The following is a 12,578-nucleotide window of genomic DNA, read 5'->3' as shown; positions in this document are numbered from 1 at the left end:
CGTGCCGCAGGTGCGGGCGCGGGAAGAGTGGACCGGAGGACCGCTCGTCTGATGCGCCGGGCGCCTCGGGCGTCCCGTCGGGGAACTTCGGGGCAGTGCTCATCCCACCTACTCCGTCCTGGAGTTGTCGGCAGATCGTGGGGAGCGGCGGGGGTCGCCGTTGCAGGAGACGACCTGGAGCGGCGTTCCGTCGCGGCCGAACAGCACCGCGCCCGCGCGGGGTTGGGCGGCAAGGGCACCGTCGTGGGTGAACAGCCAGGGGGCGGCCGGATCCGGGTGCTCGCCGCAGGGGCTGGGCTGCGGAACGGTCGGTACGGGTTCGCCGAGGTACGCCATGGTCGTGCGGGTTGCCGTCGGGCCGAAGGCCGAACGGCCGATCGGCGGGCGGTCGGCATCGATGCGCGATCCACCCCGGTGACGTGGAGTTCCGGGGACACCCGAACTCCCATTCGCGTATCCGCGAGGGTGAAAACGGCGTCGTATGCTGAGGTCATGGACGACCGGTCGGCGGGCTCGGGGTGGACCTTCCTCACGAACCACGCTCGCGTACTGGTGCAGATCGCCCGGGATCCGGGCATCAGGGTGCGCGACATCGCCGTACGGTGTCTGCTCACCGAACGCGCGGTCCAGCGGATCATCGTCGACCTGGAGCAGGCCGGCTACCTCAGCCACGAGCGGCGGGGGCGCACCAACCACTACCACGTGGTCGCCGGCAAGCAGCTGCGCCACCCGGCGGACGCGGGCCCGACCCTTGCCGAGCTGCTCGCGGTGCTGCTGCGCTGACGACGGGGAAGATCACCACTGGTTCAACCGGGTGCGGGCGGGCATACGCGCTGTCGGGACGAGCGGGTCGTCGGCCCTCGGGACCCCCGCACGTCCGGAAGCGCCGATCGGAAACCACCATGGGGCTCGTGTCACCCCGGACTCGCCGCATCGCCGCCGACACGGGCGCCGGGCCGCTCGGTGTGCTGGGAGCGGTCGGCCGGTGGCGGCCATCGGCGCGGCAGCCGTGTGGCCGACCCAGCCGCGGCCCCCACGCCCCGTGACGATGTCCTCCTCCGGCCCGGCCCGATCGACCGGCACGACGCCGGGCGAGCCGGCGCGGTAGCGGCGCGCCGGAAGGTCGCGGGCGTCGAATGCCTCCCGGCCGAGCCCGAGCGGGACGACACCGGGCAAGCCCCGCGAGACCCGGCCCAGCTCGCCCAGACCCTCACCGGACGACAGCACAGCCCCCTGGTCCTCGTGACCGTCCTGGGCTCCGCCGCCGTTCTGGCGGCCGTCATCCAGACACCCGGGGTGAGCCGGTTCTTCGGGTGCACCCCGCTCGGGCCGGTGGCCTGGGCGGGCGTCGCGGCGTCGATCGCCGTCGCCGTGGCGGCCCCGCCACTGATCCCGCAGGTCGAGCGGGTGCTGCTGCTGGCCCTCGCCCGGGCGGTGACGGGTGCCCGGACGGCCCGCCGCCGGCGAGCTCCGGTCCACCCCTGAGGGCGGCTGCCGCCAGGCCTTCCTCCCGGGGCGCCGCAGACCCCATGACGTCAGGACATGACGCCTCCGGGAAAAGTCGTCAGGTGTAAAGCCTTCCCCAACTCCGGCCAAATCTGGCATGTTTCATTCAATTTCCCGTGCGATCCCCCTCGCGCACGGGTCGAATCGGAGGAAACGTGTCACCCCTCATACCCCGGCGGCTCGGCCGCCCGGCCGCAGCCCTCGCCGTGCTCTCGGCCATGGCACTCGCCACCTCCACCGCGTTCGCGACCGCCGCCACCGTGACCACCACCCCCACCGTCCCCGGCGCGGTCTGGGCGCCCGCAGCCGAGGCCCCCGCGGCCCAAGTCCCCGTCGCCCAAGCGCCCGCCGTCGCGGGCAGCGCGGCCGGCTGGGCCGCCGGCACCCGCGCCTACCTGGTGATCAGCGCCCCCGCCGACATCGCCGCCGCCAAGGCCGCCGTCGCCGCCAAGGGCGGTACGGTCTTCGCGAGTTACGACCAGATCGGCGTCATCGTCGCCCACTCCACCAGCGCCGGATTCGCCGCCGCGCTGCGGACCGTCACCGGCATCCAGCAGGTCGGCGCGACCCGCACCTCCGACGTGCCGGCCGACGCCTACAGCCCGGCTCTGCCCGCGAACCCCGCCCAGGCGGCCACCACGCTCACCGAGTCCAACCGCTGGGACATGACCCAGATCAAGGCCGACCAGGCCTGGAACGTCACCACCGGCTCGCCGTCCGTCAAGGTCGGCGTGCTCGACACCGGCGTGGACGACCAGCACCAGGACCTGGCGCCGAACTTCGACGCCGCCGACTCGGTCTCCTGCGCCTACGGCAAGCCCGACACCCGCACCGGCGCCTGGCGGGACGTGGACACCCACGGCACCCACGTCGCCGGCACCATCGCGGCCGCGAAGAACGGCAAGGGCGTCATCGGCGTCGCACCGGGCGTGAAGATCGCCTCGGTCCGGATCGCCGAGCCGACCAGCACCCTGTTCTACCCCGAGAACACCGTCTGCGGCTTCGTCTGGGCCGGCGATCACGGCTTCAAGGTCACCAACAACAGCTACTACACCGACCCGTGGCAGTTCAACTGCCCCAACGACCTCGACCAGGCGGCCGTCATCGAAGGCGTCAAGCGCGCCCAGGAGTACGCCGAGGGCAAGGGCTCACTCCAGGTCGCGGCGGCCGGCAACGCCAACTACGACCTGGCCAACAAGACCACCGACACCGAGAGCCCCAACGACTCCACCCCGACCACCCGGACCATCAGCAACGCCTGCCTCGACATCCCCACCGAACTCCCCGGTGTGGTGACCGTCGCTGCCACGGGCAGCGGCAGCGGCAAGGCCTCCTACTCCAACTTCGGCCGGGGCGTCATCGACGTCGCGGCGCCCGGAGGCGACGGCAGCACCGGCGTCTACTCGACCCTGCCGGGCGGCAAGTACGGCACCAAGAGCGGCACCTCGATGGCCTCCCCGCACGTCACCGGCGTCGCCGCGCTGATCGCGAGCGCCGACCCGACGCTCACCCCGGCCGACATCCGGGCCCGCCTCGCGAGCCAGGCCAACGACCTGGCCTGCCCCGCCTCCGACAGCCGCTGCACCGGCACCACCGCCAACAACTCCTTCTTCGGCGAGGGCCAGGTCGACGCGCTGAAGGCCGTCGGCAGCGCCACCCCGCCCGTCGGCAGGTACTTCGAGAACACCGCCGACGTGGCGATCCCCGACTACACCATGGTGGAGAGCCCGATCACCGTCACCGGCATCACCGGCAACGCGCCCGCGACGCTCAAGGTCGGTGTGGACATCAAGCACACCTACCGCGGCGACCTGGTCCTCTCCCTCGTCGCCCCGAACGGCACGGTCTACCTCCTGGAGGGCTTCCCGATCGGCGACAGCGCCGCCAACGTCGCCAAGACCTACACCGTCAACGCCGCCGCGAGTACGGCCAACGGCACCTGGAAGCTGCGGGTGAAGGACGGCGGCGCCGGCGACACCGGCACGATCGACGCCTGGAACCTCACCTTCTGACCTCGCGGTCCCCACCCGGCCGCCCGACGCCCGGCCGCGTCGGGCGGCCGGGATCGCGTGATCCGGCCCACTCGCGCCTCCTCCACCATCGCGCACACCCGGCGGGGCCGTACGGCGCCGAGGGCACTGCGCCGGCCGACTACTGCTTGTCGCAGGTCAGGTCGGCCTCCGGCAGTCGCCCGCCGGCCAGGTAGGCGTTGACCGCGCCGTCCACGCACGCGTTGCCGTACATCCCGTACAGCCCGTGCTGGTCGGCGCCCCGCAGGGTCACCAGCCGCGAGGAGGGAAGCAGCCCGTGCAACGCGACGCTGTCCCGGTAGGTGGTGCGCGGGTCCCCGGTGGCGGCGAGGATCAGCGCCGGGGCGTCGTGGCGCACCTCGATGGGCGCCTCGCGAGGGCCGTCCAGGAAGGCGCACGGGGAGATGTTGTCGAGCAGCGGGCCGGACAGCGGGTACCGGGCGCGGTCGCGCTCGATCCGGCGCCAGTAGTCCTCCGGATCGCGCGGCGCCGGACCGTCCGCGCACACGATGGCCTGCATGACGCTGCCCGCCGACGAGTTCTGCGGGCTGAACAGGAACCGCAGCAGGGCGGTGGCCTGCGCCGACGGGGTGACCGGTCGGCCCGCCGCGGCCTCGGCGAGCAGCGCCATCAGCTCGGCCAGCCCCGCCCGCCCCTCGTCCTGGTCGCCCGCGAGGTTCATGAACACCAGCACCGGCACCCGGGTGTCGTCGAGTTCGAAGGCGTCCGTGCCGCTACCGACGACGAGCGGGCGCGCCGCCGCTGCCTCGATCGTCCGCAGCACCCCGGCGACCACCTCCTCGCGGGTACGGCCCAACCCGTACGTGCCGTTCCGCCGCGCCGCCCAGTCCGCCCAGTCGGCGAACGCCTGTTCGTTCTCCGGCACCATGTTGGGCAGCAGCGCCGGCCCTGCGTGGGCCGGGGCCAGCGCGCTGTCCAGGACCACCCTGTCGGTGCGGCCGGGGAACATCTGGGTGTACACCGTGCCGAGGTAGGTGCCGTACGAGAGGCCGAGGTAGGAGATCCGCCGCTCGCCGAGCGCGCCCCGCACCACGTCCATGTCCCGGGCCGCGTCGCGGGTGCCCGCGTACGGCAGCAAGTCCCCGACCGCCGAACGGCACCGGGCCGCAAGGTCCCGCTGGGTGACGACCTGGCGCTCGAAGGAGGCCCGGCTCGTCCCGGAGGAGAAGATGCCGTAGCCGACCGGCCAGCCGCAGTCGATGGGGTTGCTGCGCCCGACGAAACGCTGGTCCAGCCCGACGATGTCGAAGCGGGCGGCGGTGTCCTTCAGAGCGGCCTGCACCCGCGGCGGCGCGCCGAGTGTCGGACTGCCGGGGCCGCCGTCGTTCAGCAGCAGCGTGCCGATCCGGTGGCGGGTGTCGGTGGCCTTGATCCTGGAGAGCGCCAGCGTGAGGGTGCGCCCGCCGGGATCGCCGTAGTCGAGCGGCACGGTGACCTCCGCGCAACGGGCACCGGCCTGTTCGAGCGCGGCACCGTCCTGGTCGTCCGGGCCCTGGACGCAGCTGTGCCAGTCGGGGCGCTGCTGGTAATAGCGGTCGAGGCCCCGGGCGGAGGCCTGTGCTTGTGCCGGCGTGGTGGCGGCGGCCGCGGTCAGGCCGGCCGTGAGGGCGAGGGCGGCCGCGACGGCGCGGCGGCGGAGAGCGGTCATGACGTCTCCTCTGCGGTGTGGGGGCCCCGGTACGGGCCCTGGAGAAGGCAGGGTCGTGACGGCGGAACGGGACGGCGGCGGCCGGCCCGCCCGGCAAGCCCGCGCGCCAGGTGATGTGGCGACGCATCAGAAGAATGCCCGCCCCGCCCCGTCCTCTGCGAGACGGAACGGGCCGACGGGGCCATGGGTTCCCGCGGCGGTCGAGACGCTCGGCGAGGATGCGCCGGCCGATGCCGTGATGTTCCCCGATGCGGTGAAGGCCCGACATCGCTGTGCACGCGCGTGTCGAACACACCTTCGCCCGTGTGAGGTCCTGCAAGATTCTTCGCGACTGCCGGAAGAAAGGCGACGGCCTGCACCACGCCGTGCGGGCCGTCACCTACATTCGCACCCTCATTCGAATTGCATGATTCGCCGGGTGGCACCGTCTCCGCTGCTGCTGCCGATGAGTAAGAACGTGTCTCGCTTGGGGATGGCTCGTCCATTGGCCTATCGGGATGGTTGAGCGGCTTGGTGGCCTGGCGGCGAGCCGCTCGATCCAAACGCACTACGCGGTGCGTCATTCGGCCGGGGGGCTTCTTGGGCGATCCGATAATCCCAGGTCAAGGGGGCTTTGCCTATTGATTCCATGATCCGGGTGGCATTGCTGAAGCGCCGAGTCTAGACACTATGTACCGGCCGGATTACAGTCGGTCCAGATCCTGTGGCAGCAGGAAGGCAAGAGGGGCGGAAAAGATGAGCGGCGGCTGCGAGGCCGCCTTGCCCTGCCATTCGGCGGGATTTCTCATTCACGGAAAGCGGCTCGTGGAACCGGCGGGACCATGCGGTTCGACGCAAAAGGCTCCTGTCGGCTGACGCCGCAAGTACTGACCTTGATGCCCCTCTTCAGCCTCGCATTCAGCGCCGCAAGCCTGCCGGCAGCGGCGCTCGTTCGACTCGTCCTCGATCCACCCAGGCCGAAGGAGAGAAGCCGTCATGTCGCTGTCAGCAGCCGACCTCGCCAAGCTCGGAGACACGCCGATCACGATCCAGTCGACGCACTACCCGAACGTGTACCTGCGCATGGACGGGACCGGAGTGACCGCATTCGCCGGCGGCGGAGCGGGGAAGGTCAACTGTCAGTACGGCACCGGCCTCTGGACGTCGTTCAGGGCCCGGTCGCAGAGCGACGGTACGTTCGCCTTCGAGTCGGTGGCCTTCCCGAACGTGTTCCTGCGCATGGAGGGCTCCGGAGTCCCCACCACCATGGCGGGCGGAGGAACGGTCAACTGCCAGTTCGGCGCCTACTCGTACGAGATGTACAAGCTCCTCTCGCAGCCCGACGGCTCGTTCTCCTTCGGGTCGGCGACGGCCTTCCCGAACATCTACCTGCGCCTGGTGACCGGCAGCGGCGTGACCGCCGCCACCGGTCCCGGGGGCACGGTGAACTGCCAGATCAACGCCAATGGCGGCGCAGACGAGAAGTTCATTCTCGCCCTGGCCTAAAGGTCAGGCCGTCCGGGAGAATCCCGCCCCACGGTTTCTCGCGATACCGGGCGCGACGGTAGACCACCGGCGAGGCGCCCGCGGCTCGGCTCATATCGCCGAGTCAGCCAGGGCGCTTCGCCTGTGGCGGTTTCCACATCGCGGCCGGAATCGCGAAAGCGCCTTCCATAAAGCGGGCAGGGGGCCTTTCGAAACCTCCTGTCAGCCCGGCCGGAAGGCGCTTTTCGGGTCGCTCGGCGTGTCGGAGTCGAGGCGCAATCCCGGCAGCGTCGTGGCGAGTACCTGCGGACAGAAAGAGTCCGCGGACTCCGGGATTCGGTACGGCCGGGACGACGAGGTAGGAGTCCCGGAACTGGCGCGGTTGTTCAGGGGGCTACGGGACGCATCATCGGCTCGCATTGCCACCGTTCGGCGGTGACGCCCCGACCGGTGGCCGCCGAGGCGATGGCGGCCACCGAGTCCGCCGCCTTCGCCGGGCGCCCGTGCGCCGCGCTGTCCGGCGGCGAGCGGGCCCGGGTGGCGTTGGCCCGGGTGCTGGCCCAGCGCGCCCCGCTGCTGCTGGACGAGCCGACCGCAGGCCATCGCGACGAGGCCGAAGCGCCGCCACACGTCCGCCCACAGCAGCTGCGTACTCCACGCACTCGTGCAAGTCGTAGGCGAGGCCAAGTGCCGGCAGGGGCGACACCACCACTGCGGCAACGAGCCCGGACGCGGGCCGCACGCGGCCGCGTCCCGTGGAGCCGACGGGCTCCGGCTTCAGCAAAGCCTGAACCCGCTGGGGAACCGGTCCCGTGCTCACGGACAGGAACCGGCTGCCGCGCTCACCCGCCCCGGCCAGTGCGGCACGGGCGATGGCCGTCGCGGCGGACGAAATGGAAGACGACACAGGGGTTGACTCTGCGCCAGGTGTCCGGCGCGACCTGTTCGCAGCCTTCGCCGCCGACCGTGCTCCCGAGGTCCGACGCACCGCAGGCGGGTGGCTCGAAGGCGGCCGTCAGGGGCTCCACGGTGACCCGGACGGCCCAGCGGTTCGGGTCGTCGGCGTCGGTGCCCGGCCGATCGGGCACCAGGAGGAAGCCGAACCACCGGCCGGGCTTGCCGGCCGGAGGACGCGGCAGGCGGTAGCCGGCGACATCGGGTGTGTACAACGGGGCGCCCACGTCCGCGAGTTCGAGACCGCACGCGATGCACCGAGGACCCTGGCCCGCGGCATGGGAAGCCTCCGCGACACCGGCGCCTCGTCGGGTACTCCGTAGCCGGGAAGCGTACGACCGGGGTCTCCGCCAGGCTCGTCGGGGTGGTCGCGGGGCAGTTCCCGGGCAGCCTTCGGCGGACGGGTACGGGTGGACCGGGCTTTCAGGGCCGGGATTCGCGGGGTAGTGATCCCTGGCAACACGGGCCGAACCCAAGGAGGACTCGCATGTTCACCACCCGCCCGACTTTGCAGGGCACCTTCGGTATGGCGGCCTCGTCCCACTGGCTGGCCACCGCGGCGGCGGTGGCGGTGCTGGAGGACGGCGGGAACGCCTTCGACGCCGCCGTGGCCGCGGGATTCACGCTCCAGGTGGTCGAGCCGCACATGAACGGGCCGGCCGGCGAGGTACCGATCATCCTCGCCCCGGCGGGGGGACGCCCGCAGGTGCTCTGCGGCCAGGGCGGAGCACCCGCCGGGGCCACGATCGCGCACTTCGCCTCGCTCGGCCTGGACGAGGTGCCCGGGACCGGGCCGTTGGCCGCCGCCGTCCCCGGCGCGTTCGACGCCTGGCTCCTGCTGCTCCGCGACCACGGCACCAAACGCCTGTCCGAGGTGCTTCGGTACGCCATCGGCTATGCGGCGCACGGGTATCCGGCGCTGCCGGCCATCGGGGCGGCGGTCACGGCGGTGCGCGAGCAGTTCGAGCGGCACTGGCCGAGCTCGGCGGCGCTCTACCTGCCGGACGGCCGCCCGCCCGCCGCGGGTGCGCTGCTGCGCAACCCTCGCCTCGCCGACACCTGGAGGCGGTTGCTGGCGGAGTCGGAGGCCGCCGGAGCGGGGCGTGAACAGCAGATCGAGGCGGCCCGGCGGGTCTGGCGACAGGGATTCGTCGCGGCCGCGCTGGCCGAGTTCGCCGCGCGGCCGGCGATGGACACTTCGGGAGTGCCGCACGCCGGGGTGCTCACGGGCGGCGATCTCGCGGCCTTCGAGGCGACGTACGAGGAGCCGGTCGGCTACGAGTGGGGCGGTTGGACGCTGTGCAAGCCGGGGCTGTGGAGTCAGGGGCCGGTCTTCCTCCAGCAACTCGCGCTGCTTCCCGATGAGTTCGGACGATCCGGCCCGGGGTGCGGCAGCCCGGAGTACCTGCACGCGCTGATCGAGGGCGGCAAGCTGGCGATGGCGGACCGGGAGGCCTGGTACGGGGACAACACCGAACACGCCGACGTCACGGTGGCCGACCTGCTCGATCCCGCCTACAGCGCCGAACGCCGCACGCTGATCGGCGAGTTCGCCTCAGCCGAGCTGCGTCCCGGCCGGCCCGGCGGCCGGCCGCCACGGCTCGGCCGACGTGCGGTTGCCGCCCCGGGGGCCGGTGACTGGGGGATGACGCTCGGCGCGGGCGAGCCGACCGTCACCGATCCGAGCACCTCCGGCGGCCCGGGTTGCCCCACCGTCGCCGCCGACGGGGCCACCAACGGCGACACCTGCCACGTCGACGTGGTCGACCGCTGGGGCAACATGGTCTCCGCCACGCCCAGCGGAGGCTGGCTGCAGTCCAGCCCCGTCGTCCCGGAGCTGGGCTTCCCGCTCGGGACGCGCCTCCAGATGGCCCGGCTCGAACCGGGACTGCCCAACTCCCTGACCCCCGGCCGCCGTCCGCGTACGACCCTGTCCCCCTCGCTGGCGCTGCGGGACGGCGAGCCGGTGCTGGCGTTCGGCACTCCGGGCGGGGACGCCCAGGACCAGTGGGGCCTGCACTTCTTCCTGGCCGTCGCCCTGCGCCCGTCGGTGCGTGGCGGCCTCGACCTCCAGGGCGCCATCGACGCTCCGAACTGGCATCAGGAGGGCTTCCCGTCCTCGTTCCACCCGCATGCCATGGACCCGGCCCGGGTCGTCGTCGAGGAGCGGGTCGGCGCCGCCGTCATCGCCGAACTGCGTCGGCGTCGGCACCGGGTGCGGGTCGCCGGGCCGTGGAGCGAGGGCCGCGTCTGCGCGGTGGCCCGTGATCCGCGCACCGGGCTCCTGTCGGCTGCCGCGGACCCGCGTGGCATGCAGGGCTACGCGGCCGGACGGTGACCCGGCGGCTGCGCTGCGGCTGCGGCGGGCCGAGGCGGGCTTCGTCAAGGAGCTGCGGCGTCGGCTGCGCCTGGAACACGGCGTTCCGCGTGAGCGGCTGTCCCTCTCCGGCTACTGGCGGTTCGGCCAGGACGACGATGCCTGGCGGGCGGTCAAGCGTGAGTGGAACGCCCAGGCGGAAGCCGAACAGGAGCGGGTCGACTGACCCCGGATCCGGCACACGGGCTGTCGACTCCGTCAGGTCGCCGGTGACCCGGGCGGCGGCGCGGGTCTGACCCGCCGCCCCCGCCATGAGGGCTCCACCGGGCCCGCGATCAGCCCTTGACCGCGCCGGCGATGAGGCCGGAGGCGATCCCGCGCTGGACGATGAGGAAGGAGAAGAGCCTCGGCGCCGACGGCGAGATTCCCTGGTCGCGACGGTCAGCGGCAGGCCGACGGCCACCAGGGCCGTGCCCGGCGCGGCCGGGCGCTGGAACCTGTCGTCCACCGGTGGGGTCGGTTGGCCTGGCCGGCGCTGCCGATGGGGCCGATCTTGACGGGGGAGCCGGGGGCGCTGGAGACGCCCAAGGTGGCGGCGCCGGGCCGGGGGGGGGTGACCGTCGTGTTGTCGTCCGGCGGGGTCACGCGGAGGTTGGTGACGCGGACGTCGGAGCCGCCGGAGGTGTTGGCCGGGTAGGTGATGCCGAAGAAGGTGGACTTGCCGTTCTTGAGGACGCCCGAGACGACGACCGGCTCCTTGGTGCGGGCCGCGGAGAGCGGGCCGGCGGCGGTGTCCGGGTCGACGCCCGCGAAGCCGGAGATCGAGCAGTTGTGGCCGCTGCGGTTCTTCGGCTCGACCACGACGGTGCGCTCGGTGTCGCCGTCGATGGTGCGGTCCGCGGCCGTGATCGTCGCCAGGTGTACGACCCGCCTCGGCGTGGGTAGTTGACGGAGGGCGAACAGCTCTCCGTGCACGAGTCACCCCGGAACCGGGGCGTCGCGTGCCTCCTCGTCGCAAGGAGACCAGCAGCGATGAACACGTCCGAGGCGCGCCCGACCGACCCCACCGGCGACGGTGACCCCGAGTTCCGCAACTACGTGGAGATCGTCCTCGACGGACTGGCGGACGAACCGGGGCAGGCAGTCCTGGTCAGCGGCGAACGACGGCTCGGCGCCGCGGAGTTCCGCTCCCTCGTCTACCGGCTCGCCCGTGCACTGCGCGAGCGGGGCGTGGAACGCGGCCGCACCGTGACCCTGCTGTGCGGCAACATCCCGGAGACCGTCGCGGTCCGCTACGCCGTCAACCTGCTGGGCGCGCACTTCAACCACCTGTACATCCGGCTGGGCGCCGACGTCCAGGCCCGAATCATGGCCGACGTCGAGACCTACGCCTTCATCGTCGACCCCCGCCTCGCCGAGCGCGCTGCGGTCCTCGCGGCTGCGGTGCCGGTCAAAAACGTCCTGCTCCTCGGCGAAACCGGCGGCGGGGAGGCGGAGTTGGGCGACGACCTGCTCGCCCTGGCCGCGCCCCAGTCGGACGAGCCACTGGCCAGTGCCGCCCGGCCGGGCGACCTGTGCTTCATCCGCCACTCCGGCGGCACCACCGGCCACCCCAAGGGCATCCGCAGCTCCTTCGCCCGGATGCAGGGGAACTGGCTCAAGGCCGTGATCACCGGTGAGCAGCGGCGGGACCTGGTGTGCACGCCGCTGTCGCACGCGGCCGGATTCGTCGCTGACGGCACCCTCGCCAACCGCGGCACGGTCGTGCTCCACTACGGCTTCGACCCCGGCGAGATCCTGGCCACCGTCGCCCGCGAGCGCATCACCGACATCTTCCTGCTGCCCCCGCTGCTCTACCAGGTGCTGGACCACCCCGACGCCGGATCCACCGACCTCTCCAGCCTCCGGCAGATCACGTACGGGGGCACGCCCTCCTCACCGGTGCGCATCGCCGAGGCGGTCCGCCGCTTCGGCCGGGTGTTCCAGCAGGCCTACGGCCAGTTCGAGGCCGGCATCGTCAGCGTGCTGTCCGCGGCCGAGCACGACCCCGACCGCCTCGACCTGCTGCGCACCGCCGGCCCGCTGGTCGACGGCGTCGAGGTGGAGATCCGCGACGAGGCCGACCGCGCGCTCCCGACCGGGCAGGTCGGCGAGATCTGCGTCCGGTCCGAGTACGCGATGGAGGGCTACTGGAAGAACCCGGAGCTGACCGCCGAGGTCCTGCGAGGCGGCTGGGTGCACACCGGCGACCTCGGCCGGCTCGACGAACACGGCTACCTCTCCGTGGTCGACCGGATCAAGGACATGATCGCCGTTGTCGGTGGTCACGTGTACACCACCGAACTGGAGGACTTCCTCCACACCCACCCCGGGGTACGGCACTGCGCCGTCTACGGGGTGCGCGGCGAGGGCGGCCACGAACGCATCCACGTCACCGTGGTGCCCGCCCCCGGGGCGGACATGACGGCGCAGGAGCTGCGGACCCTGGTCCGCGACGGCCGGGGCGAGATGTACGTGCCCGATGTCATCGACTTCGCCGCCGTACTGCCCCTCACCGACACCGGCAAGCCCGACAAGAAGGAACTCCGCCGCCTAGCCACCCCGGCGGCCTCGTAGGCCCGCCCGGATCACACGGATC

Annotated in this window: 8 protein-coding genes and 4 pseudogenes; 9 read left to right on the top strand and 3 right to left on the bottom strand. The window is 72.5% G+C overall.

Translation table 11 applies throughout. The features are described 5' to 3' along the window. Positions 1-108 precede the first annotated feature (108 nt). Positions 109-336, bottom strand: a complete 228-nt coding sequence (locus tag QWJ13_RS33345) for a hypothetical protein (RefSeq protein WP_316529357.1) — start codon at positions 334-336, stop codon at positions 109-111. A gap of 156 nt (positions 337-492) precedes the next feature. Between QWJ13_RS33345 and QWJ13_RS33340 the strand changes: the two genes are divergently transcribed. From QWJ13_RS33340 to QWJ13_RS33330, 3 genes and pseudogenes are all read left to right on the top strand, one after another. Then, a complete protein-coding gene (locus tag QWJ13_RS33340; protein ID WP_316529356.1) occupies positions 493-783 on the top strand; it encodes a helix-turn-helix transcriptional regulator in 291 nt (96 codons plus the stop codon). A gap of 408 nt (positions 784-1,191) precedes the next feature. Continuing rightward, positions 1,192-1,485 (top strand): annotated as a pseudogene (locus QWJ13_RS34455) (cation transporting ATPase C-terminal domain-containing protein); the annotation flags it as partial. A 227-nt stretch (positions 1,486-1,712) separates the two neighbouring features. Further along, the gene (locus QWJ13_RS33330; RefSeq protein ID WP_432277658.1) at positions 1,713-3,518 is read left to right on the top strand and encodes a S8 family peptidase; all 1,806 of its coding nucleotides are present in this window, start codon (positions 1,713-1,715) and stop codon (positions 3,516-3,518) included. 139 nt (positions 3,519-3,657) lie between these two features. Here the strand turns inward: QWJ13_RS33330 and QWJ13_RS33325 are convergent, their stop codons facing one another. Then, positions 3,658-5,205, bottom strand: coding sequence for an alpha/beta fold hydrolase (locus QWJ13_RS33325; protein ID WP_316529353.1), 1,548 nt, complete (start codon positions 5,203-5,205; stop codon positions 3,658-3,660). 272 nt (positions 5,206-5,477) lie between these two features. Between QWJ13_RS33325 and QWJ13_RS33320 the strand changes: the two are divergent. The 5 genes and pseudogenes from QWJ13_RS33320 to QWJ13_RS33300 form a co-directional block, all read left to right on the top strand. Continuing rightward, positions 5,478-5,615 (top strand): annotated as a pseudogene (locus tag QWJ13_RS33320) (IS5/IS1182 family transposase); the annotation flags it as partial. A gap of 565 nt (positions 5,616-6,180) precedes the next feature. Then, positions 6,181-6,690, top strand: a complete 510-nt coding sequence (locus QWJ13_RS33315) for a fibroblast growth factor (protein ID WP_316529351.1) — start codon at positions 6,181-6,183, stop codon at positions 6,688-6,690. Between the two features lie 435 nt (positions 6,691-7,125). After that, positions 7,126-7,266 (top strand): annotated as a pseudogene (locus QWJ13_RS33310) (ATP-binding cassette domain-containing protein); the annotation flags it as partial. A gap of 844 nt (positions 7,267-8,110) precedes the next feature. Then, positions 8,111-9,961, top strand: coding sequence for a gamma-glutamyltransferase family protein (locus QWJ13_RS33305; protein ID WP_316529349.1), 1,851 nt, complete (start codon positions 8,111-8,113; stop codon positions 9,959-9,961). Between the two features lie 28 nt (positions 9,962-9,989). Further along, a pseudogene (locus QWJ13_RS33300) lies at positions 9,990-10,166 on the top strand (SIP domain-containing protein); the annotation flags it as partial. Between the two features lie 215 nt (positions 10,167-10,381). Here the strand turns inward: QWJ13_RS33300 and QWJ13_RS33295 are convergent. Further along, complete coding sequence (locus QWJ13_RS33295; protein ID WP_316529347.1) at positions 10,382-10,915, bottom strand: DUF4232 domain-containing protein; 534 nt, start codon at positions 10,913-10,915, stop codon at positions 10,382-10,384. 57 nt (positions 10,916-10,972) lie between these two features. Here QWJ13_RS33295 and QWJ13_RS33290 point away from each other — a divergent pair, with 57 nt between their 5' ends. Continuing rightward, positions 10,973-12,556 (top strand): AMP-binding protein, encoded by a 1,584-nt coding sequence (locus tag QWJ13_RS33290; protein WP_316529346.1) that lies wholly within the window; start codon positions 10,973-10,975, stop codon positions 12,554-12,556. Positions 12,557-12,578: the final 22 nt, after the last annotated feature.

The sequence above is a fragment of the Kitasatospora brasiliensis genome (genome assembly GCF_032654805.1).
GTDB lineage: Bacteria > Actinomycetota > Actinomycetes > Streptomycetales > Streptomycetaceae > Kitasatospora > Kitasatospora brasiliensis.
Note: the sequence above shows the minus strand (reverse complement) of the source record. Positions and strands in the feature narration are given on the sequence as shown.

What these genes read in the sequence shown, in the direction of transcription:
- QWJ13_RS33345 (WP_316529357.1), bottom strand. Translation starts at nt 336, where the DNA reads ATGGCGTACCTCGGCGAACCCGTACCGACCGTTCCGCAGCCCAGCCCC.
- QWJ13_RS33340 (WP_316529356.1), top strand. Translation starts at nt 493, where the DNA reads ATGGACGACCGGTCGGCGGGCTCGGGGTGGACCTTCCTCACGAACCAC.
- QWJ13_RS33325 (WP_316529353.1), bottom strand. Translation starts at nt 5,205, where the DNA reads ATGACCGCTCTCCGCCGCCGCGCCGTCGCGGCCGCCCTCGCCCTCACG.
- QWJ13_RS33315 (WP_316529351.1), top strand. Translation starts at nt 6,181, where the DNA reads ATGTCGCTGTCAGCAGCCGACCTCGCCAAGCTCGGAGACACGCCGATC.
- QWJ13_RS33305 (WP_316529349.1), top strand. Translation starts at nt 8,111, where the DNA reads ATGTTCACCACCCGCCCGACTTTGCAGGGCACCTTCGGTATGGCGGCC.
- QWJ13_RS33290 (WP_316529346.1), top strand. Translation starts at nt 10,973, where the DNA reads ATGAACACGTCCGAGGCGCGCCCGACCGACCCCACCGGCGACGGTGAC.